The sequence below is a fragment of the Sphingobacterium nematocida genome (genome assembly GCF_900168125.1).
In the GTDB taxonomy this organism is placed as follows: domain Bacteria; phylum Bacteroidota; class Bacteroidia; order Sphingobacteriales; family Sphingobacteriaceae; genus Sphingobacterium; species Sphingobacterium nematocida.
The window spans coordinates 99,352-122,168 of the sequence record NZ_FUZF01000010.1 but is presented as its reverse complement, the minus strand read 5'-3'; the positions used below and the strand labels follow the sequence as shown (position 1 = coordinate 122,168).

The following is a 22,817-nucleotide window of genomic DNA, read 5'->3' as shown; positions in this document are numbered from 1 at the left end:
CGCATCAGACTCGGTTTCATCTTATTTCCTATTTCTTCTTATTTAAGCTTTTGTAAACGATCTTTGGCAGCTTTCAATATACCATCTTCTTTATTCTCGTAATTATCAATTACACTCTCTAAAGTAGCCTTAGCTTGAAACTTGTCACCTTTTCCGATGTAAGCATCCGCCATTAAGATAAATCCTTTGGCTACCCAGTAATCATACGATGAAAATGTATTCGAAATATCAAAAGCTGATTGAATAGCTTTGTCGTACTGCTTTGCTTTAACTTGCTGCTCCGCTACTAAATAGCGTGCTTCCGCTCCTGTTTCGGTTTTCGACTTCAATGCCGCCAAATTCAACTCCTTTGTAGCATCCGCCCATTTCGTAGTCGCCAGATAGGCCTTTGCAGCATACAGATGTGCTAAAGCAATATCCTCTTCCGAAGACTTCTCATAACCTTTCAACAAGTTTGCGTAATTCAAAGTCTCGATGTAGTCACCTATATTAAAATAACTCACCAATAAATTTTTAATAGCAAAGCCATAATTCTCCTTATACTCTGAAGTTAGCTCAAGCTTCTTCAACACCTGTACAGCTTCATTATAGGCTTTATTGCGCAAGTGCAACTTAGAAACACTAATCAAAGTTTTCTCCGTATAAGCAGATGTCCAATCATTCATAATAATATTGAAATCATGCAACGCCTCCTTATCCTTACCTAAATTAGCATAACTTTCTCCACGGATAAAACGAGCAAATTTCTCTTGAATCGGTTTAGGAAATTTATCAAAATACGCGTTTATAGCTTCCACAGCCCCCTGCCAATTCTGTCTATCAAAAAGATTCTTAGCTACGGCAAAGGTGTGTGCATCTTGTTCAGAGGTAGATAAATTTCCGATGTTCGTTGATGTTGCATACTTGATGTATCCAGTAGCATCATTTTTATCCAGATAAATATTCTCAATCGAACGTATAGCCTGTTTTGCTTCATCTGTTGTAGCGTATTGATTCACGACACGTTGAAAAGTAGCAAGTGCAGCATCATTGTTATCCTGATTGTATTGTACCAGACCAATAGTCAATAACGCGCGCGGCACATACGAACTACGTGGATACTTTTCGACCATAGACTGCAATCCGGAAATAGCCTTATCATATTGCCCCATTAAGAAATAGGTATAAGGCACCTCGAAGGCAACATCATCCGCATAATTCGATTTTGGATACTTCGCAATAACAGAATTTAATGTCGCTAGCTTCGCATCATTATTACCTTGAAGTCCTTGGATAATTCCACGCTGGAATAATGCATAGTCCTGACTCTGTGCATTCGAGCTGATTAGACGATCATAATAAGACATAGCCTTACCATAATTTTTTGTCGCAAAATAAGAATCCGCCAGACGAGCAATTGCATCATTTCGGGTATTTAGTTCAATTCCATCTTTTCCGCCACCTGCCAAAAAACGCTCGAAATAGTTGGCCGAAGTATTAAAATTGTCATTCCGGAATGCAGCATAAGCTAATGCATAATTGGCGTAATGATAAACATCCGTATTACGCGCAGCAGGAAGCTGTAAAAATTTATTAAAACTTGCTACAGCCTCTTTATATTTTCGTACTTCGTACATGGCTTCTGCTTTCCAATAGTTAGACAAAGCATAGATTTCTTCATCAAAACGATTAGCTTCAGAACGCATAAACATAGAGATCGCATTTTCAAATGCGCGCTCATTATAAAACTCCAAGCCACGGTAATATGTTACTTTCTGATATGCACTCTTCGTTTCTTTGGAGGTACGATCAATAGACTCAAGAACATCAACCGCCGCACGGTAACTCTTTGTACTCAAAAGAATTTCTGCTAATAATGTATTCGCTTCTTCTTTACGTTTCGTTTGCTTATATGTTCCGAGGTATTCCTGAATCGCATCTAGCGCCACCTGATGAAAATCCAGTTCATAGGAGAGCTTCGCATAATTAAACAATCCCTCCTCCTTCAATTGCGGATCAAAATCCAACTTAGAGGCCCTAAAAAATGCATTACGAGCACTTTGCTTATTATCAGTTTTCAAGAAAGCATCTCCCAATGTCACCATAGCACTTTGGTAATATGCATCCGGTTCAGTCAGTTTCTCCAGTTCCGAAATTGCTTTTGGATAATCCTTCAACTTGTAAGCGATATATCCGATCTGATAACTATCTTGGTTATTTTGTGTCTTACCTTGATCCTGAGCTTGAAACTTATCGTAAAACTCTTTAGATTTCGCTAAGTCGCCCTTAATAAAGTAGGTAGCACCAATTACCCTAAACATTTCAGTTTCATGCTCCTGTTTAGTCGTTTGCAAGATAGGTAGTGCATAGCTCAGGACATCGTCATAGCGCTTATCCAAGAAATACAACGCCGTAATATAATAAGGGTAGCTATTCTCAAATGTCTTCGAACCGTTCAAACGCTCGAACTCATTTAATGCGGTCTTATATTCCGCGTCCAAATAGCACAAATAGGCATAATAATAAATCGATGCTTCTTGAAATTGGCTACGCTCATCCTTTAGCTTTTCAAACAACGGTTTTGCTGATTTATAGTCGTTGGTCATGAAACGGGCATATCCCAATTTAAATCGGTATTCTGTATTTTCCGCTCCCGCCAAATTTTTAGAATCAATTTTTGTAAACCACTCAATTGCCTTTACGTAGTCTTTTTTGGCATAATACGAACGTCCAATTTGAAAAAAAGCAGCTTTAGAGTTAGCACTGGAAGGGTAATCTTTGATATATTTTAAAAACTGTACCTCTGCGTCAGAATCGCCCAGTTCTAAAGCACATACTGCTTGGTAAAAACGAACTCCTTCTTTTAATAACGTCAACTCTTCGGTTTCATCCAATTGAAGGGTAGATTTTGTACGCAACTGTTCGACTTTATCAAATTGCTTCGCCGCAGAACTATACTTGCCTCTCTCAAACAATTCTAACCCCGTCTTATAAGCCTTATTAATGTCTTGCCAAGCCGTTTGTTGACCAAATGTAGGCAAAGTCATTAAGCTCAATGCGACCCCTAATCCGTAAATCTTTTTGTACATATCGGTGCTTAAATCTTTATGTGTGTGTTATAAAATTCTAAATAGTCTGATCCTACCACTTATTATGCCAGAATCCTCTTTCAAGTTGATACTTTTTATTCAGTATACTAAATTAAGGCATCATTATCAAGTTTTACCCAAAAGTTGTTAACACCTGTTAATAACTCATCCAAAACGCGCTACAGTCAATAGTATGTACCACGTTGATCTAATAGGAAAGGTAAAAATAAAGCCATCAATATTTTGATGGCTTATCAATATTTAACAAGGTTTAACAACCTTTAACCTCTTTTTCCGGCCAACAAATACAGCACAGCCATGCGTACAGCCACCCCATTTTCGACCTGATCCAATATAATCGAATGTTTACTATCAGCAACATCTGAAGTAATTTCCACCCCCCTATTAATAGGCCCTGGATGCATAATAGTAATTTCCTTGTTTAAAGAATCTAATATTTCTTTATTAAGACCATACAGCATAGAATACTCGCGCAAGGAAGGGAAATAAGCTATATCTTGTCGCTCTAACTGAATACGCAACATATTAGCAACATCACACCAGTTAAGTGCCTTCATTAAATCATGCTCTACACGAACCCCCAATGAAGTAATATATTTAGGAATCAAAGTAGTGGGTCCACAGACCATCACCTCAGCCCCTTGCTTTTGAAGACACAAAATATTAGATAGCGCCACACGTGAATGTAAGATATCTCCTATGATCGCCACCTTGCGACCGGCAACATCCCCATACCTTTCACGGATAGAAAACGAATCCAATAATGCTTGGGTAGGATGCTCATGAGCCCCATCTCCCGCATTGACAATCTGCGCATCAACATGTCTACTCAGAAAAACGCCAGCTCCTGCATAAGGATGCCGCATCACGATCATGTCGACTTTCATTGCCAAAATATTATTGACCGTATCGATCAACGTTTCTCCCTTACTAACAGAAGAAGAAGACGCTGCAAAATTGATCGTATCAGCGGACAAGCGCTTCTCCGCCAGTTCAAAGGATAAACGTGTCCGTGTTGAGTTTTCAAAAAAGACATTCGCAATAGTGATATCGCGCAAAGAGGGTACTTTTTTTATAGGTCTATTCAAAACATCCTTGAAATTAGCTGCTGTATCTAGGATAAGTTGAATATCACTTTCAGTCAAGTCCTTGATACCAAGTAGATGCCGTGTGCTTAACTGTTCTGCTGTTGTTGACATTTTCTCAAAGTAAAAAGTAAAAATTTAAAAGTAAAAACGCTAGTTCTCACTTATTTTTTCTCCGTAATTAACACTATACTATCTTCTTTATCCACTTCTTCCCAGCTCACAATTACCTTTTGAGAATCGATAGAGTCGACCTGAATTCCAATATAATCGGGTTGAATTGGGATCTGTCTGGAGAATCGGCGATCGACAAGTACCAGTAATTCGATAACCTCCGAACGTCCAAAAGCTTGAATAGCATCCATGGCCGATCGTATAGTACGTCCTGTCCATAAAACATCATCGATAAAAATGATGTTTTTACCTTCAACAATAAAATCGATCTGTGTACTATTGGCCAAAAGTGGTGTTGCACCTTTCATCCGAAAATCATCTCTGAAAAAAGTGATATCTAACACGCCGGTATCGACATCCCTTCCTATCATTTCTTTCAACTCTTTAGCAATTCTATTTGCCAAATAAGTACCCCTAGGTTGGATTCCTATTAAAGCTGCATTACTAAAATCACCGTGATTTTCAATCAATTGCTGACACAACCTCTTGATTGTTATTTGAAACTTGGGACCGTCTAATAAAATAGATTGTTTCATTATGGGAATATTTAGCCAAAAATAGGCTTTTTTTCCTTTATATGTATTTTTATTTGATTTTTATCTGTCATTAACTTGTCCCGAATGGTCGGGATGGAAAGTAAAAAAACTATAAAACGGAACGGCCACTTAAAATTAAGTGGCCGTTCTGTTTTATACGATTAAATATTATTGTTCACCAAAAAAGTAACCGAACTCTTTTAGCAATCCATCCACGGATTTTTGAACATCAGCATCTTTGCTCTCGTCTGCTATCATTTTATAACGTTGAAGTCCCATTAACCCTAAACGTACATTTCGCTCAGAGCCCAAGTTGGTCAACAATTTATTGGAGGTGTAATAACGCATGTTATCTCCGATAAAAGCTAGATTACGCAATGCTATTTCTTTCGCTTTTGCCGATTCTCCTGTCTTATACATCGCATCTACTAACAGTACATAACTCATAGGCTCACTCATCTGATACGTCTTCTTTGGCATATTTTCATAGGCATTCAACACCACTTTACGAGCCTCTTCTTTCTTGCCTTCATGCAATAAGTTTTGTGCCGTCTCACCAAAGATAGAACTTACATATAGACTGATGTAACGGTAAGAATCCGGATCCAGATAAGGAGACTGTCCAATATTACCCCACTTATATTTATTAACGATATTACTATACAAACCGTCAATATCTGTCACCGGAGCAAAACCATCCTCGGATGTGCTATCGCCCACATTAACTGGCATCAGACGCATCGAAAAACCTTCAGAAACCAAGTATTTATCCAAGCCGATATAATTGACCTCTGGAGTAGTAGAAGTAAAGTAAATAGGACGTTTCCAATTATTATTCGCCAATATAGCCATCAAAGACAACTCTGCACGACTCACATAATTCATCGAATAGGTCCATTGCATCGTATCTACAATCGCATCTTCCCAGCCTTTTGGCACTACTTTATTAGCCAACACTGCATTTTTATCAACAGTAAGCTTCATATTCTTCGTAGGCAATAAATTCACCCAGTCACCACTCTGCAATTGTACTTTATTTTGCGCATTATCCGACAACATAATATCTAGCAAATTCTTCACTTCTATATGTCCTGGAATCTGAAAGTCTTGGTAATAAATAACATCACGTACACCATCCTTAAATTTTTCAGGATCAATATTAATAGGTAATGCATCTGCATCATTCACTTTTTCCAACATCTGACGCATGTACCAATCAGAAGACAAAAGACTCAAGTTAACAACACGCACATCCGTTCGGAATCCCTCGACTTCCTGTACATACCATAGCGGATAGGTATCATTGTCTCCGTAGCTAAATAAAATAGCATTAGGCGCACAAGACTCCAAATAATTCTTAGCCATGTCCCTTGCCAAGAACTTGTGTGAACGATCGTGATCATCCCAATTTTGCGACGCCAGTAATACCGGCGCTGCAAATAACCCCACTACAGAAGCGACTATTCCTGCTGTCTTAGCAGAAACCTTTTTATTCAGAAAATCTGCAAGAGCAAGAACCCCGAGCCCAATCCAAATGGAAAACGCATAAAAAGAACCTGCGTATGCATAATCCCGCTCTCTCGGTTGTAGCGGTGTCTGATTTAAGTACAAAACAATTGCTAACCCTGTAAAGAAAAACAGCAGCATAACAACACCTGCGTCACGTTGGTTCTTTCCAAAATGCCAATATGCACCTATCAATCCCAGCAATAAAGGCAGAAAGAAGTAAGTATTACGCGATGGATTCTGTTTTTCCGATTCCGGCAAGTCATACTGACCGCCCACAAACACATTATCAATAGGTTTTATTCCAGAAATCCAATTCCCTTCCAAAACAGAACCGTGCCCTTGTACATCATTCTGTCTACCCACAAAGTTCCACATAAAGTAACGACCATACATATGACCGATCTGATACCCAAAAAAGAACTTTAGATTATCAGCAAAAGTAGGCTGCTCATTAGGTCCTAACCCAAGATATTGCCTATAAAATGTTGGATGATCATTCTTCTCACTATAAATACGTGGAAAAAGAGTCTCTCTATCGTACTTATAGTCGGTCTTCTTTTTCGCTACAACATATTTATCCTTATCCTTACGGTATATCTGACCTGATTCGAATATATCGATAGGCTTTGCATCAAAAAAACGACCTTTAAATAAGGGCTCATCACCATACTGCTCACGGTTCAAATAACTCAAGAAACTAAATGCATTATCAGGGTCAGAGTTGTTCAACGTCGGATTCGCTTTTGCACGAATCAATATCATCGTAAAAGAACTATAACCGAAAATCACAAAACCCAATGAGATCAATGCGATGTTAAGAATAGGTTTTACCTTTTTGATAGAATACCAGATTCCATAAAGCATACCTCCAGCGATCAGCAATACAAAAGCGGTTACACCAGTTCCAAAACCCAGCCCAAGTGTATTTACAAAGAATAAGTCCGTGAAGGCCGCAAATTTGATCAGGTATTGTATTACACCCCACAATATCAAAGCCAATACGATAACACCAATCAAAAGCGATTTGATGACCCCTTTAGTCGTAACACTCTTACTCCTTCTGAAATAAATCACCAAAGCAATAGCAGGAATAACCAGTAAATTCAATAAGTGAACCCCAATAGAAAGGCCCATCACATAGGCAATAAGGATCAACCATCTATCTGCACCAGCTTCATCCGCTCTGACTTCCCATTTCAATATAGCCCAGAATACAACAGCTGTACACAATGAAGACATCGCATACACTTCAGATTCTACGGCAGAAAACCAAAATGTATCGCTAAAGGCATAAGCCAAAGCTCCGACAAGTCCTGCACCCATTATGCGTAATACATCATTCTCCGCCAACGGAACTCTAATATCTGCTTTACCAAGAATCAACTTCCGCCCTAACGCTGTGATAGACCAAAACAAAAATAAAATCGTCAAACCCGAAGAAACAGCCGAACCGATATTCATCCAATAGGCGATTTGTGTTTTATCTCCCATAGCTAGATTGGAAAACACATTCTGCACCATCAAAAACAAAGGTGCTCCTGGCTGGTGTACAATCTGCATCTTATATGCCGACGCGATAAACTCACCACAATCCCACCAACTCGTGGTACGCTCAGCGGTGATAACATACACCAATGTAGCGACAATGGCACAAAACCATCCTAAAAGATTATTAATCTTATTGTAATTCATCATACTATAAATTGCTTTTCAAAAGACTTTAGGGATTTGATCGAACAGAAACAACTTTAAGTCGTATGAGGTCAAACCCTAAACTTCGCTTCGAAAATAAGGATTACATCGTTACAAAAGAATAACAAATTAATATTTAACAAAGATTATACTCAAAAACTTTCATGATTCCGTTGAATCACCAACAAAGATCAACCACACTCGATTGTATCGAGTGTGCTCTTGAATACCAATAGTAAACAACAACTCCGTAAAAAAAAGTTCTTGATGTCCATTGAAACGAACGAAGAGAGCTCATTGATACCTTGAGATGTAATTTCGATTCAATAATACGGTCACTATCATAAAAAAAGAGATCTGTTTTTTTACCCTCAACACAAACACAAAAAATACCATCCTGAAAATCAAGCTAAAACAAAAATATTGAAAATAAGTTTTGCACTTATAAAAAACGGGTGTATATTTGCATCATCAAACAGGGAAACAATGACACAAAATGCTTGATAAATGAATGATTGTCCGATAGTATAAGGGTAGTACGACAGTTTTTGGTACTGTTTGTCTTGGTTCGAATCCAGGTCGGACAACAAAGAGAGTTACAGATTGTAGCTCTCTTTTTTTATGTATTGATAATCTCTACCACACTATTGAAGCTCCATCTTTAGCTTTTTATTTTAACATCAATTCTCTACCTTTGCCAAAACATTTTAGATACAAATATATTTAAACCATGCCTTTGCAATTTAACACGGTTAAATTATTTGCTGGTTCTGGCACACAAGAACTTGCAGAAAAAATCTCGACTTCCTTTGGTAAACCACTAGGAGACAAAACGCTCGCCAAATTCAGTGATGGAGAAATCCAGCCATTCTACAATGAGTCAGTTCGGGGAAGTGATTTATTCTTAATACAATCTACCAACCAACCAACAGACAATCTTTTTGAGTTACTGTTGATGATTGACGCGGCGAAAAGAGCTTCTGCACATTACATCACAGCCGTAGTTCCTTACTTTGGCTATGCTCGTCAGGACCGTAAAGACAAGCCACGTGTAGCTATTGGAGCTAAGATGATCGCTAATCTTATTACAGCAGCCGGTGCACATCGCATTATGACTATGGACCTTCACGCAGCTCAGATTCAAGGTTTTTTCGATATCCCGGTAGATCACTTAGACGGATCAGTGATTTTTGTGCCTTACATCAAATCTCTGAACCTTCCTAATCTAACAATAGCTTCACCAGACATGGGCGGATCCTACCGCGCACGTACTTTCGCTAAGTTTTTTAATGCTGAAGTTATCATCTGTGACAAGCGACGCAAGCGTGCCAATGAAATTGAATCGATGTCAATCATCGGTGATGTTACCGGACAAGATGTTGTCTTGATGGATGACATATGTGACACTGCTGGCACACTTTCAAAGGCAGCCGCCTTAATTATGGAAAATGGAGCAAACTCGGTTAGAGCAGTATGTACACACGCTGTACTATCAGGCAAGGCATATGAAACTATTGAAAATTCGGTATTAACAGAGATGATCGTTACCGACACCATACAGTTGGATCCCGAAAGATCTAAAGCCTGTTCAAAAATAAAAGTATTATCTACAGCAGATTTATTTGCCAAAGCTATTAAAAATGTCAATGAACACGCTTCTATCGCGGAGCTTTTCGTTGTCGAATAATAATTATATATATTATAAATGCAAGAAGGCCACCTGCAAATTAGCAGATGGCCTTTTTCACATGTAGTTAGTGCGTTAATAAGGCTTTGGATCTAAAGTTTGCAAAAAACATACCACAATGGGAGATCGCTCAAAACCTCGAAAGTAAAAACAAAAAAGCCGTCCTGAATTTACTTCAGAACGGCTTTAAACAAACAATATACAATTTTAAAGTTTTTTGACCCGGATATTTCTTAGAAATACCTCTGTGCCATGCCCTAAAAATCCGATATGACCTGTCTTGGTTTTTAATCCAGGATGATCCTTTCCATCAGCAGCACCAGCCTTTGAAGCAGCTTTAATATCACCATCCACAATCACCTGACCATTTACTGTTACTTTAATTTTATCCCCTTGTATACGGATTTCCTCCTGATTCCATTCGCCCACCGGCTTTAAAGAACCTCTTTTAGCAGCAATGATTCCGTATACCGATCCATGATATTGATAAGGTTTTAATTTACTATATACTTCGGCGTTATCATCCAGGATCTGAACTTCATATCCTAAATAAGCAGCATCTCCCTCCAAAGGAGCACGCACCCCAACACCATTGTTAGCTCCTGGAGTCAATTTAAACTCAAATCGGTATACAAAATCCCCATACTGCTCTTTCGTATAAATATTTTTACCAAATTTTGCTACAGGATTCGAGCGTAACACGCCTTCTTCATTGATTTCATAAGCAGTAGAAGGTGTCCATTTATCCAAATTTGTTCCATCAAAAAGCATTTCAAATCCTTCTGATTTCTCTTGGTCACTTAGCGCATAGACAACTTTACGTGGCAATTCTTTCAAATAAACGTCTCTATACCAAACCCGGGATCCATGAGCCTGTAGTTCGATTTGTTCTGTAGGGAATATCGATTGGTTTCTATCCCAGTAATTCTCCAAAGGCACATTATCCACAACCAATTCACCATTTAACCACACCCATACATTCTCACCGACCATGCGGATTTTAAAGTTATTCCATTCACCAAGCGGATTATCGGCAACTTTTAGCGGCTTTGAATTAGATTTATTATTGTACAAACCGCCTGATCCAACTTCCGCACCTACATTTGTCCTAGAAATATCCCAGATCTGAACCTGAGGAGTACCTCTCAGATAAACACCCGCATCCGGCTCTTTGCCATTTTTATCTAACTTCCAATCCAATAGCATCTCAAAGTCTCCATACTGCTTAACTGTCGCAATATTATCACCATGACCAGCAAACACCAAATCTCCATTGATCGCAGACCAGCTTTCGCGCATTTTCTTATCAGCCTCTGCTTGCTTCTGCTCCAGTTCCTTCGGAGTCATTTTAGCGCGCTTAATAGGATTTTCCACTAATCCTTTCCAACCAGTAAGATCTTTACCATTAAACAAAGCAATATAACCTTCTTTAGCAGGCATCTCTGTTAGATGTCTCACAATAGCTTCTTTCAAATAGGAACTTTCGCTTCCGGATAGATTACCTTCGGCCGTCTGCAACCAATTACGGACATCCGTTCCGACAAAAGCTTTATTATCCATTATGATATTCATCACCACATCCGTAGCAACCCCTTTAAGCTCCGCATCATTCAAGTATTTGCTCGCAAAAACAAGTGCTTGGTAGGTACCGGTAGCCTTCATTGCCGAAAGCGCCGAACTACGTTGCTCTTTGGTTTGCGCATACTCAAATGCATCTCTTAATAACAACGTCTTTTGTTCATTCTTAATTCCACTTGCATTCAACTGCTTTATAAAACCAGAAAAAATAGTTTTAAATAAAGCCGCATCTTTCTCTGTGCGAAGCAATGTAGTCAATCCATCTAGTGAAGAAGTATTAGACCAACTAGCCAACGCTTGTATTGCGTCATTTTTAAGTGGATTCCCTGCTCCCACATATCCTTTTACAGTCTTCAAAGACTCTTCTCCACCTTCTCCAGCAAAAACAGGAAACAATCGAGCAGCAGAAGGCGCTTGAGATCTAGAAATGGTAGCAGCAAGGCGTTGAATGATAGCCTCCTTATTACTATTATTTCTTAATGCTACTATAGCAGCTTGTTGTGCCGATTTCACATCCTCTCCTTCGGCTTTCCCCAACACATTAACTACTGCTTCAAAATCAGCATCGTTAACAACGTTTGGCAACGCTTTGAAAGCTGCCGATCGAACAGCAGGACTCCCTTGCTCAATTAATGCAAAAACTTCTTTAGCAGAGTTTTTATCAGAACGCTTAGATAGCACATCCAACAAGGCTAATTTAGTCTTTTCATCAGCTCCCGAAATCGCTTTATTAATTTCAGAAACCGTCCCCGCTCCCTTAGCAGTCAACAAAAGTGTTTTTAACGCATTGACCTCTGCATCATTCGCTGTTGCCAATTGTTTAATTACAAAAGAGGTATTTGTTCCCTTACTCAGTGCAGACAGGGTATTGAAAGCCGCAATACGTGCTTCCGGATCTTTTACAGCCTTTAAGCTCTTTTCAATCACAGGAATAGTAGCCGTTGCATCTTTTTTAGTCAAAAAATTCAATACACTCTCCTGAGACTCGGGCGACAATTTAGTCAGCGATGATGCTATCTTCTTAATATCTGATGCCGTTGCATCAGACCCCAAAAGACCCAATGCCACATTTCTCAATATCGCATCCTCGCCCGTAGACAACTTAAGCAGATTCTTCTTCTCCTTGGCCGGCTCTAAGCGACTCATTAACTCCAAAGCCGCAACACGCGCACCAATAGCCTTAGGATCTTGCGCTTCAGCAAATACTGCAGACGAAAGTTTGTAAGCCAATCCCTTATTACCACCTTTAGCCAACGCATTAGCATACTCCAGTGTCAACGCAGCAACATTAGACCTATCAAAGGCATAATTTATTGATTTGGCTTTTCCATAGAACGTATCGTAGGATTTTTCTCCACCAATTTTACTCAATGTTGTCAACGCATTCCGTTGAAAATTCTCAGACTGATACTGCCCCACCAATGCGATCACACGTTCCTCAGCATCTTTAGATTTCAATTCACCAAGCGCGCCTATTATAGCTGTAGCTGTTTGTTCGGTTACGTTACCCGCCAAAGCTTTGTTTAGCGCTGCGGCGGCTTCAGGTGTATGTATAGCACTTAACACGCGCGCTGCCTTCTCCGCAAAATAAGGATCATTCAGATAAGTCGCCACCTTTTCTACAGACTCGTTTTTCGCACAAAACTTAAGTAGCTCAAAAACAAAGGCTTTGTTATTTTGATCCTTTAAATTGTCCAATGCCCCTAACAAACCTTTTGCGTACTTGTCCCGCAGGGCATCCTTACCCGGCTGCATTACATAAAAAGCATAAGAATTCGTAGCATATTCGATAGAGGCATTATTTCCACCTTGCGGCTTTAATCCTTGCAACAAGGCAACCACATCTTCCGAATTAAATCCTTCCAATTCTTTCATCGCTGCCAAAAACTTAGATTGTTCCGCGGCAGGTTGCTGTGCCAGTACATCTGCAATCTTCGTAGCAGCAGTACGATTAGCAGGCTGTTGCGCATACGATGCCGTCTGCAACAACAACAATATAGATATAGTATTAAAAATCTTTTTCATGTGTTTATTTCAGGTTAGAAAGTCCAAGGACCTCTCATAGGTTGATTGATCAAACGATTAGCAGCTTCATCATTTACAAATTCTTGTTTAGCCGAATCGTAATGCAACGTTCTATTAAGACGCAATGCAGCCAACCCCAGATTCACCAACGTACAAGAATAGTAACCATTCTCCTCATTAAGGGCAAATTTTTGTCTAGTGCGCACAGCTTCCACAAAATCTGTCATTTGAGGTGCTGGATCAGGATATTGAGCCAGTTTACGTTCCAAATCAGGGATATCAGATACAAAACCTCTGTACAACTTACCCTTAGGTCCTTCTATATAAGCCTTACCAACCTCTGTTCCTTCCCCGTCCAATATAATCTGACAGCCATCCGCATAAGTATAGGTAATTTTACGCCAAGTACCTACCGCATCAGAATGCTGCTGAGGTGCATCCACTTCTATTTTAACAGGGCTTTCATTATCTTTACCTAAGAAATACTGTACAGGATCCAAATAGTGCTGTCCCATATCACCTAATCCCCCACCATCATAATCCCAGTAGCCACGGAAAGTCGTATGTACCCGATGTGTACTATAAGGCTTATATGGAGCAGGTCCTAACCACATCTCATAATCCAACTCTTTGGGAGCCTGTTCAACTGGTAGGTTTTCTTTACCCACCCAATAAAACTTCCAATCAAAACCAGTGTGCTTACTTATAGTAACCTTCAAAGGCCAACCCAACATACCCGTATCAACAACTTTCTTTATCTTCTTAACTGGCACATTCATACCGTAGAAATTAGCATCGAAACGGAACCACGTATTCAAGCGAAATATATTACCGTGCTGAGCAATGGCTTCTTTAACCTTCTTACCCTCACCTATAGTTCTTGTCATAGGTTTTTCACACCAGATATCCTTACCTGAACGAGCAGCTTCCAGTGCCATTAAACCATGCCAATGTGGAGGAGTGGCGATATGTACAATATCCACTTCTGGATTTGCGATCAGATCACGAAAGTCATGATGCTCTTTTACACCTCCCCCCAAAGCTTTTTGCGCCAAAGCCAAATGTCTGGTATCTACATCACATATAGCTACTGTTTTTGTGCCTGCGTAACCGAAATGTCCACGCCCCATCGACCCAACACCGATCACACCCTTGGTCAGATGATCACTTGGAGCCAGATACCCCTTACCCAATACAAACCGTGGCACAATAGTGAATGCTGCGGCTCCAATCAATGATTTTTTAATAAAATCACGTCTTGAAGTATGTTGTTTTTCCATGTTTATTATGATTATTTTAGGTTCCCAAGATTTAAAGTTAATTGTTTTTTTTAAACAACTCAAATATAAATACATAAAATTTTTAATAAAGAAAAAAACAGCTAATGTATTACGGTTTTTACAAATACTTAAAAAGGATTGTTTTCTCACATTTTTTCATTATTTTTGCACCTCAAATTTTAATATTTTAAACAACATGAAATCAATTGCTATTAGCGGTTCTCTTAGAGGGAACGTAGGGAAAAGAGATGCAAAAGGATTGCGTTACGAAGGACAAGTTCCTGCAGTTCTTTACGGAGGAAAAGAACAAACTCACCTTTCTGTGTCCGCAGCTGATTTGAAACCAGTTCTTTACACTGCTGATGTTATTTTCATTGAATTAAACATCGACGGTAAAAAAGTAAGAGCTATCGTTCAAGAAGCACAATTCCACCCATTAACAGATCAAGTTACTCACGTTGACTTTTTAGAGTTATTCGATGACAAAGAAGTATCTGTAAACATCCCAATCAAATTAACAGGAACTTCTCCTGGTGTTAAAATGGGGGGTAAATTAGTTCAAAAATTACGTAACCTTCGTGTTAAAGCATTACCTAACAATCTTCCACAAGAGATCGAGGTTCCTATGGAGTCCTTAGAGGTTGGTAAATCTTTCCGCGTACGCCAAGTAACATTAGAGAACGCTAAAGTATTAAACAACTCAGACGATACAATCGTTTCAGTAATCATGTCTCGTGCTTTACGTCAAGCAGAGCAAGAAGCAGCGAAAGCAGCTCAAGGAGGCAAAAAGAAATAATTTCGGTATTTAGTACTGAGTATTTATTTTATAAAGAGCATCGGAGATTCCGGTGCTCTTTTTTACTTTTCACCTTTTACTTTTTACTTTTACAGCCATGAACTATTTGATTGTTGGTCTAGGAAACATCGGACGGGAATATGCAGATACCCGACACAATATTGGTTTTATGGTAGCAGACGAGCTGGCTAACCAAGCAGGCTCGTCGTGGTCTACGTTAAAACACGCTTACTACACGGAGTTTAAGCAGCGGGGACACAATGTCTATGTGATCAAACCGACTACATACATGAATCTCAGTGGTAAAGCCGTCAATTATTGGATGCAACAACTCAAAGTACCGATCCAGAACGTCTTGGTTATCGTAGATGACCTCGCTATTCCTTTTGGTTCGCTACGTATAAAACCAAAAGGCTCTGCAGCCGGACATAATGGGCTAAAATCTATCGAAGCTTTATGCGGCGGACAAGCATACCCTAGATTACGTTTTGGCATCGGCGACAACTACCCAAAAGGTAGACAGGTTGATTACGTTTTGGGCCCTTTTGACAAAGAAGAACAGAAAGAATTACCAGCACTGATTGAGCACGCCGTCAAGATGGTCCATAGTTTTGTCAATATCGGAATAGAGTTAACGATGACAAATCTAAATACTAAATAAAAAAAGAATGCCTGTTGTCAGGCATTCTTTTTTTATTTAGTTAAATCCAATCGAATAGGAAAACTATATTCTACCCGGACAGGTTCACCATCTTTAAGCCCCGGTTTCCATTTCGGAGATTTTTTTATAAGATTCACTGCATTTTCACCAGTTCCATACCCTAAATCTCGAGCGACATTAATATTGCTTAATGCGCCATCCTTTTCAACGACAAAAGTCACATAAATTGTCCCTTTTACACGTGCATCTATTGCCGCTTGAGGATAGGCAAAATTATTACCGACCCATTTTCTAAAAGCATCTATTCCACCTTCTGGTTCTGGTTGCGTATCTAATTTCTCCACCGCTTTACCTTTTGCATCCTTTGAAGCAAAACCAATTACAGTAACTTCTTTAATATCATCTTTGTATACCTTTTGTTGCTGACCGTAAAATACCTCTCGTTCGTCTTTAGTCGCATTCCGAGACAAAGTCCATGTTCTATTTAACGCGCCTTCTTTTTCTGGAGATAATTCATTCGCAATTTTAGTGGTGATAATTACCACACCTTCCTTACCCTTTGTACCGTAAATACTTTCAGCGGATTTATCTTTCAGCACTTCTATACTTTCTATATCGTTAGCGTCCAATGTTGACATATTAAAACCAACAGGCATCTCCTTGCCATCAACAATCATCAAGGGGTCTCTGCCTGGACCATTGCGCATCACAATTTTAGCTGCTCCAGATTTGGTACTATCAGTAGGACTCCATCTAACCCCTGCAAATTTCCCTTGCAATGTTTTAGCAGCGTTACCCGATTTGCTGACAATTAAGAGTACCCCGTTCTTTCCCTTATCCCCATACAAAGCCGTTGCAGACTTATCCTTCAGCACGGTAATACTCTCTATATCATCGGGAGCTAGATTCTTCATCTCTTCACTCTTCACAGGTACTCCATCCAATACAGTCAATACATCTCCAAATCCCACATCGTTGTGTATAAACAGTTGATCCCCTTTAGTTCCTCCTATAGGAAATCCATTTTGATTAGCTGTAAGCTGTAAGGTATCGGCTTTATAAGAGATCCCTACAATACCTCCCTTCAAAGTATCTTGAAGAGAGACCGCTTGTTCCGTCTTAGAAATCGGTAGTACCACATCTACGGGAATAGCTTTCACTTTATCCACCAATTCTTCGATCTTTCCTTCGGCCCTATTGACCGTAAAAGTTGCCCCTGCAAAAATCACGATCGGCAGCAGAAAGGCGTATTTGCTCAACTCAATTTTCGAAGAGCGTCTTTTGTTCATCATCATAATGCGCTTTTTTAAAGTTTTAAAATTAAACTGATTACCGATCCCCACAGCAGCTCCCTGCTTGGTTACAGTCAACAATGAATATTGATAGGTCTGTCGATCCACTCCCTTATCCAGAACCTGTTGATCAGTCAGAAATTCCAGATTTTGACGCACAGCTTTGCGCATAAGCCATACAAGAGGGTTATACCAACATCCTATCAAGAGTATTTCAAACAAAAGAATATCCACCGTGTGAAGGCCTTTCACATGAATATCTTCATGTTTGAAAATATCAAACAACTCAGGATCCTGATGTTGATCCTGATGTATATATATTTTATTGAAAAAAGAAAAGGGAACGATTGGAAACAACACATTCCTAAAAAAATAATGCTGCCACTTTGAGGGCTTAGAATAAAAATGTATCCGCAATAAGCTTATGAGCTGCACACTCAACTTGAACAGTAGGACGCCCGCGCCCACCGCAAGGCCGATTACTAACAAATGTCCGATCGTGAGGGTAGAAGCCCCCTGCTTAGGCAAATAATACTCCACATAATCCAACATCAGGGGAAGGTGTATAACAATATCCTCCTTAAACCAACTATTAATATCCAAAAAAGGATACAACAAAGCATAAGCGCCCCCAACAAAAAGATAAATTCTATTCAGTCTATAAAATGTCAATCTCCTTAATAACAGCGCATAGCCAAAAAACACGATAGTCAATAAAAGATTGACTTGCAAAATATATGTCAGTATACTTTCCATAATTAATTTATCACAGTTATCCCTTCAAACTTCGTTCTAATCTCTGAACTTCCGTAACGCTGCACAATACGATAAGGTATCAGCGATATATTATCGACATAAATACGATATACAAAGTCATAATCTGTCTTCATTTCATCAAATGCCGCACCCAAATTTTGGATCCTTCTCTTGCCCAAATTACAGACAAATACGTACGCATCTTTTTCCTCTCTAACTTCCCGGATTATATCATTAGCACTCAACAATACCGGTATTATATTCCGCAGGGTGATTAATGAATTATAAAGCGAGCTCAAGCCCTTCAACTCTTTCGTAGCCTCATTACCACTTGTTTCCTTTAATGTTGCCCCAGCCAAATTTTTCTCTACATACTCCTCGTTGGCAAAACAAAGAATCCGATCTTTATCCAAGATTTCAAAGTTAAACCCGAGCAGCTCCTTACTTACGAAACCAATCTTTGTCTGCCATTGCTGCTGCGTGTAATCCTTAGTACCACCTCCCATATCATAATCTAACTCTCTTACCATTTTATATTGAAACTTACCTATAGCTATTCGTTCATAAACACGACTTAACAAAGAATCTACCTCGATCGCAGAGGCAGAGTTTATACCTAAAGAAACAATTATCACAAACAACAACTTAGCCGAAGTCATAGCACTAAGATTTGCCGTTTTTAATCATATCCATAATCTCTTTAAGTTCCCCTTCCGACAACTTTTCTTCCTTGACAAAGAAAGACACCATTTCCTTATACGAGTTACGGAAATAGTCTCCAACAAAAGAACTCATATACTTACCCTTATATTCTTCCTCTGAGATCACTGGCTCATACCGCTTCGCATTTGCATAACGCACAGGTTTTACATACCCCTTTTTTTCCAGATTCTTTATTGTTGACGCCAAGGTCGTATACGGGACAGGCTCTCCCTTCATATTGTCCAATATCTCTTTAATAAAGCCCCCCTCCAGTTGCCACACCGACAACATAGCCTGTTCTTCCTGAATTGTTAACTTCTCTATTTCCATATCACTTAATACTATTATTACGCAAGTCTACGAAATATTCGTAATAACCACAATGTTTTTTTATTTTTCCAAATCGCATAGCTCTCTGCACGTTATTAACATAGAAAATAAATAAATGACCGAAATGAATATGTAACAAAAGTTGTCTCACTGAAAAATTTGCATTTTTTACCAATAGATGTCATTTAAAATTTAAAGCATGGGTTATTTTGTCATTCATTTTTATATTTTTGTGAATACACATAGAAATTTGATTATGTCTGAAACAGCATCCTTTACTTTAAATGGCGAAACGCTTGAATTTCCTGTTATAACAGGAACTGAAAATGAAAAAGCTATTGATATTTCAAAACTAAGAGATCAATCAGGATATATTACCATAGATCCTGGCTTCAAAAATACAGGCGCTGCCAAAAGTGCAATTACCTTTTTAGATGGCGAAAAAGGAATATTAAAATACCGTGGTTACAAAATTGAAGATTTAGCAGAAAAATCGACCTTTTTAGAGGTTGCTTATTTATTAATCTTTGGATATCTTCCTTCTAAAGAAGTATTAGAGCAGTTCAGGACAGATATCAAAAAACAGATGATGGTACACGAGGACATGAAGATGTTCTTCTCTGGATTTCCATCCAAATCACACCCTATGGGACAACTATCCTGTTTAGTAGGCGCACTATCAGCTTTCTATCCAGAGTCCTTAAACCCGAATCAATCCGAAGAGGAAGAATACAAGACGATCATCAACTTACTTGGCAAAATGCCAACCATCGTATCCTGGATTCAAAAGAAATCACTAGGCCATCCTGTAGTATATCCAAAGAAAGATCTAGGATACATCGACAATTTCATGAATATGATTTTCGGTGAGGTAAATTGCGATAAAATATTTGATGAAGCGGTATTAGACGCTATGCGTATTTTATTGATCCTTCATGCAGACCATGAGCAAAATTGTTCAACATCTACTGTTCGCATCGTTGGATCATCCAACGCAAACTTATACGCATCAGTTTCTGCAGGTATCAATGCCTTATGGGGTCCACTTCATGGTGGTGCCAACCAAGCTGTGATCGAAATGTTAGAGGACATCAAAAATGATGGTGGTGATGTAGAAAAATACCTTGCAAAAGCAAAAGATAAAAACGACCCTTTCCGTCTAATGGGCTTTGGTCACCGGGTTTACAAAAACTTTGACCCACGTGCCAAATTGATTAAAAAAGCTTGTGACGACGTATTGGAAAAATTAGGTGTTGAAGATCCTGTTTTGGATATCGCAAAAGGATTAGAAGCAGCAGCATTAAGTGATCAGTACTTTATCGACAGAAAATTATATCCTAATGTTGACTTTTATTCAGGTATTATCTATCGTGCGTTAGGATTTAAATCAGATATGTTTACGGTTCTATTTGCCTTAGGCCGTCTTCCAGGATGGATTGCACAATGGAAAGAAATGCGTGATAATAAAGAACCTATTGGACGTCCAAGACAAGTTTATACAGGCGAAACCGATCGTCAATACATAGACTTCGACAAACGATAAGAATTAAAAAAGGCAGAAATTAAAATTTCTGCCTTTTTTAATTCTTATCAGCTTCCTCCCACCATTCACTACTTTGAAGCCCATCAATCTCGCGCCGATCCCGCTTTGTTGGCCTTCCTGTTCCACGATCCCGCTTCAAAACCGGTGCATGAAAGGTGGATTTAAATCCATATGTATCCTCAACAGGAGTTTGATCTGTATAATGAGCGGCTGCAATTTTAGCATCTCCTCTTCGTTCCAACAACCCCGTTACCAAAATCACCTTACGTTCGATACCTTTCTGAATACTATAGATCTCCCCTACCTTGACAATATAAGATGCTTTAACATTTGAGCCATTCAATTTAACACGTCCTGCCTTACAGGCCTCCGTTGCTAAACTACGCGTCTTAAATAGACGAATAGCCCATAAATATTTATCAATACGTAATTTTTCATTTTCACTTGCCATGAAACAAAAATACCGCTTTTCTAACAAAAAAGAAATCTCCACCGATCAGCAGTAAAATCTATACATTACATCGTACCGCAAATTGATAGATTCCAAATCATAAAAACGGTCAATAAAGACTCAATCACATCATTCCTAGCGAATATTTACACCTGTCATTGGGTGAATACAAAGCATTTTTTCTAAGTTTGTAACTTAGAAAATAGTCATAACTAACACCGTAAAAAATGCAAAACTTGCAAAAACTAATCGAAGAAGCTTGGGAAGAAAGACACCTTTTAGAATTTAAAGAATATTTTGAAGCTATACAAACTGTCATCATGAAGCTGGATAATGGCGAACTACGTGTCGCTGAACCTGTTGGCGACCGTTGGCACGTAAATGACTGGATAAAAAAAGCAGTTATCCTATATTTCCCTATACGTGAGATGAAAGAGATTGAAAACAAGCCTTTCGTCTATCACGACAAGATGAAGTTAAAAACGAACTACAAAGAATTAGGTGTTCGCGTTGTTCCTGGGGCATCGGCACGCTATGGCGCATATTTAGCTAAAGGTGTGATCATGATGCCTTCGTATGTGAATATCGGTGCTTATGTCGGCGAAGGTACGATGGTAGACACTTGGGCCACTGTTGGTTCTTGCGCACAGATAGGAAAACATGTTCACTTGTCCGGAGGTGTTGGTATTGGAGGCGTATTAGAACCCGTACAAGCTGCACCTGTAATCATTGAAGACAACGTATTCGTTGGTTCTCGTGTTATTGTCGTAGAAGGTGTTCATGTAGAATCAGAAGCTGTTTTAGGAGCTAATGTGGTCTTAACTGCATCAACCAAAATCATAGATGTATCGGGTCCTGAACCTATCGAGTACAAAGGGCGTGTACCAGCACGTTCGGTGGTAATCCCGGGCTCATACACCAAAAAATTCCCTGCAGGCGATTATCAGGTCCCTTGTGCATTAATCATTGGTAAGCGCAAGGAGTCTACAGACAAAAAGACATCTCTAAACGATGCATTACGCGATCACAACGTAGCTGTTTAAAATATGAACAGACCTTTTGTGGACAAAGAAGACATCAATCAAGCTCTTGAAACGTTAAAAAATGGAGGGCTGATTTTGTATCCCACAGACACGATCTGGGGTATAGGCTGTGATGCGACCAATCCAGATGCAGTTGAAAAAGTATTTGCTTTAAAAGGCAGAGATTTAAGCAAAAGCATGTTGGTTCTCTTACACAACGAAAACCAATTGGCAAGTTATGTGCGCGAAATTCCAGAAGTAGCTTACGAACTAATTGACACCTTCGATAGGCCGCTTACGATCATTTATTCAGGGGCAAAAAACCTTGCTCCAAATGCCATTGCACAAGATGGTACGATAGGAATTCGTATTGTAGATCACCCCTTCTGTCAACAACTTTTACAACGTTTCAAAAAGCCTATTATTTCAACATCTGCAAATATCAGTGGCCAACCTTCTGCAACCACTTTTGACCAAATTGATGACTTGATCAAGGAAAATGTAGATTATATCGTTAAATTTGGACAATACGACAATACCCCTGGTAAGCCCTCAATTATCATGAAGCTAGATCCCAGTGGCAAATTCGAATTCCTACGTAAATAAGAA

General features: G+C 39.1%; 16 protein-coding genes. 6 read left to right on the top strand and 10 right to left on the bottom strand.

The features are described from left to right. Positions 1–38: 38 nt before the first annotated feature. From B5X76_RS12065 to B5X76_RS12050, 4 genes are all read right to left on the bottom strand, one after another. Positions 39–3,068 (bottom strand): tetratricopeptide repeat protein, encoded by a 3,030-nt coding sequence (locus B5X76_RS12065; protein ID WP_079643361.1) that lies wholly within the window; start codon positions 3,066–3,068, stop codon positions 39–41. A gap of 281 nt (positions 3,069–3,349) precedes the next feature. Continuing rightward, positions 3,350–4,288, bottom strand: a complete 939-nt coding sequence (locus B5X76_RS12060; RefSeq protein WP_079643360.1) for an aspartate carbamoyltransferase catalytic subunit — start codon at positions 4,286–4,288, stop codon at positions 3,350–3,352. A gap of 50 nt (positions 4,289–4,338) precedes the next feature. Further along, a complete protein-coding gene (pyrR, locus tag B5X76_RS12055) occupies positions 4,339–4,884 on the bottom strand; it encodes a bifunctional pyr operon transcriptional regulator/uracil phosphoribosyltransferase PyrR (protein WP_079643359.1) in 546 nt (181 codons plus the stop codon). 168 nt (positions 4,885–5,052) lie between these two features. After that, positions 5,053–8,088, bottom strand: a complete 3,036-nt coding sequence (locus tag B5X76_RS12050; RefSeq protein WP_245801031.1) for a glycosyltransferase family 117 protein — start codon at positions 8,086–8,088, stop codon at positions 5,053–5,055. 727 nt (positions 8,089–8,815) lie between these two features. On the opposite strand from B5X76_RS12050, the gene B5X76_RS12040 reads away from it, so the two are divergent. Beyond that, positions 8,816–9,772 (top strand): ribose-phosphate pyrophosphokinase, encoded by a 957-nt coding sequence (locus tag B5X76_RS12040; protein ID WP_079643358.1) that lies wholly within the window; start codon positions 8,816–8,818, stop codon positions 9,770–9,772. A 207-nt stretch (positions 9,773–9,979) separates the two neighbouring features. Here B5X76_RS12040 and B5X76_RS12035 read toward each other — a convergent pair whose 3' ends face one another. Further along, a complete protein-coding gene (locus tag B5X76_RS12035) occupies positions 9,980–13,375 on the bottom strand; it encodes a DUF1080 domain-containing protein (protein WP_079643357.1) in 3,396 nt (1,131 codons plus the stop codon). Positions 13,376–13,389: 14 nt separating this feature from the next. Further along, positions 13,390–14,655: a Gfo/Idh/MocA family oxidoreductase gene (locus tag B5X76_RS12030; RefSeq protein WP_079643356.1), complete on the bottom strand. Its 1,266-nt coding sequence runs from the start codon at positions 14,653–14,655 to the stop codon at positions 13,390–13,392. A 196-nt stretch (positions 14,656–14,851) separates the two neighbouring features. Between B5X76_RS12030 and B5X76_RS12025 the strand changes: the two genes are divergently transcribed. Together B5X76_RS12025 and pth are read left to right on the top strand one after the other, a co-directional pair. After that, positions 14,852–15,451, top strand: a complete 600-nt coding sequence (locus B5X76_RS12025) for a 50S ribosomal protein L25/general stress protein Ctc (RefSeq protein WP_079643410.1) — start codon at positions 14,852–14,854, stop codon at positions 15,449–15,451. A 97-nt stretch (positions 15,452–15,548) separates the two neighbouring features. Then, positions 15,549–16,112 (top strand): aminoacyl-tRNA hydrolase, encoded by a 564-nt coding sequence (pth, locus tag B5X76_RS12020; RefSeq protein WP_079643355.1) that lies wholly within the window; start codon positions 15,549–15,551, stop codon positions 16,110–16,112. 32 nt (positions 16,113–16,144) lie between these two features. On the opposite strand, the gene B5X76_RS12015 is transcribed toward pth, so the two are convergent. From B5X76_RS12015 to B5X76_RS12005, 3 genes are read right to left on the bottom strand one after another with little or no spacing between them, the layout of a single operon-like run. After that, positions 16,145–18,160, bottom strand: a complete 2,016-nt coding sequence (locus B5X76_RS12015) for a M56 family metallopeptidase (RefSeq protein ID WP_079643354.1) — start codon at positions 18,158–18,160, stop codon at positions 16,145–16,147. 2 nt (positions 18,161–18,162) lie between these two features. Beyond that, positions 18,163–18,819 (bottom strand): hypothetical protein, encoded by a 657-nt coding sequence (locus B5X76_RS12010; RefSeq protein WP_079643353.1) that lies wholly within the window; start codon positions 18,817–18,819, stop codon positions 18,163–18,165. 4 nt (positions 18,820–18,823) lie between these two features. Continuing rightward, positions 18,824–19,192 (bottom strand): BlaI/MecI/CopY family transcriptional regulator, encoded by a 369-nt coding sequence (locus B5X76_RS12005; protein WP_245801030.1) that lies wholly within the window; start codon positions 19,190–19,192, stop codon positions 18,824–18,826. 256 nt (positions 19,193–19,448) lie between these two features. Between B5X76_RS12005 and B5X76_RS12000 the strand changes: the two genes are divergently transcribed. After that, positions 19,449–20,735 (top strand): citrate synthase, encoded by a 1,287-nt coding sequence (locus B5X76_RS12000; RefSeq protein ID WP_079643408.1) that lies wholly within the window; start codon positions 19,449–19,451, stop codon positions 20,733–20,735. A gap of 37 nt (positions 20,736–20,772) precedes the next feature. On the opposite strand, the gene B5X76_RS11995 is transcribed toward B5X76_RS12000, so the two are convergent. Beyond that, complete coding sequence (locus tag B5X76_RS11995; RefSeq protein WP_079643352.1) at positions 20,773–21,186, bottom strand: RNA-binding S4 domain-containing protein; 414 nt, start codon at positions 21,184–21,186, stop codon at positions 20,773–20,775. A 227-nt stretch (positions 21,187–21,413) separates the two neighbouring features. On the opposite strand from B5X76_RS11995, the gene B5X76_RS11990 reads away from it, so the two are divergent. After that, positions 21,414–22,229 (top strand): 2,3,4,5-tetrahydropyridine-2,6-dicarboxylate N-succinyltransferase, encoded by an 816-nt coding sequence (locus tag B5X76_RS11990; protein WP_079643351.1) that lies wholly within the window; start codon positions 21,414–21,416, stop codon positions 22,227–22,229. Between the two features lie 3 nt (positions 22,230–22,232). Continuing rightward, complete coding sequence (locus tag B5X76_RS11985; RefSeq protein ID WP_079643350.1) at positions 22,233–22,814, top strand: L-threonylcarbamoyladenylate synthase; 582 nt, start codon at positions 22,233–22,235, stop codon at positions 22,812–22,814. Positions 22,815–22,817 lie beyond the last annotated feature (3 nt).

Excerpts from the sequence above, each read along its gene's own strand:
- B5X76_RS12065 (WP_079643361.1), bottom strand. The coding sequence starts at position 3,068 with ATGTACAAAAAGATTTACGGATTAGGGGTCGCATTGAGCTTAATGACT.
- B5X76_RS12060 (WP_079643360.1), bottom strand. The coding sequence starts at position 4,288 with ATGTCAACAACAGCAGAACAGTTAAGCACACGGCATCTACTTGGTATC.
- pyrR (WP_079643359.1), bottom strand. The coding sequence starts at position 4,884 with ATGAAACAATCTATTTTATTAGACGGTCCCAAGTTTCAAATAACAATC.
- B5X76_RS12050 (WP_245801031.1), bottom strand. The coding sequence starts at position 8,088 with ATGATGAATTACAATAAGATTAATAATCTTTTAGGATGGTTTTGTGCC.
- B5X76_RS12040 (WP_079643358.1), top strand. The coding sequence starts at position 8,816 with ATGCCTTTGCAATTTAACACGGTTAAATTATTTGCTGGTTCTGGCACA.
- B5X76_RS12035 (WP_079643357.1), bottom strand. The coding sequence starts at position 13,375 with ATGAAAAAGATTTTTAATACTATATCTATATTGTTGTTGTTGCAGACG.
- B5X76_RS12030 (WP_079643356.1), bottom strand. The coding sequence starts at position 14,655 with ATGGAAAAACAACATACTTCAAGACGTGATTTTATTAAAAAATCATTG.
- B5X76_RS12025 (WP_079643410.1), top strand. The coding sequence starts at position 14,852 with ATGAAATCAATTGCTATTAGCGGTTCTCTTAGAGGGAACGTAGGGAAA.
- pth (WP_079643355.1), top strand. The coding sequence starts at position 15,549 with ATGAACTATTTGATTGTTGGTCTAGGAAACATCGGACGGGAATATGCA.
- B5X76_RS12015 (WP_079643354.1), bottom strand. The coding sequence starts at position 18,160 with ATGGAAAGTATACTGACATATATTTTGCAAGTCAATCTTTTATTGACT.
- B5X76_RS12010 (WP_079643353.1), bottom strand. The coding sequence starts at position 18,819 with ATGACTTCGGCTAAGTTGTTGTTTGTGATAATTGTTTCTTTAGGTATA.
- B5X76_RS12005 (WP_245801030.1), bottom strand. The coding sequence starts at position 19,192 with ATGGAAATAGAGAAGTTAACAATTCAGGAAGAACAGGCTATGTTGTCG.
- B5X76_RS12000 (WP_079643408.1), top strand. The coding sequence starts at position 19,449 with ATGTCTGAAACAGCATCCTTTACTTTAAATGGCGAAACGCTTGAATTT.
- B5X76_RS11995 (WP_079643352.1), bottom strand. The coding sequence starts at position 21,186 with ATGGCAAGTGAAAATGAAAAATTACGTATTGATAAATATTTATGGGCT.
- B5X76_RS11990 (WP_079643351.1), top strand. The coding sequence starts at position 21,414 with ATGCAAAACTTGCAAAAACTAATCGAAGAAGCTTGGGAAGAAAGACAC.
- B5X76_RS11985 (WP_079643350.1), top strand. The coding sequence starts at position 22,233 with ATGAACAGACCTTTTGTGGACAAAGAAGACATCAATCAAGCTCTTGAA.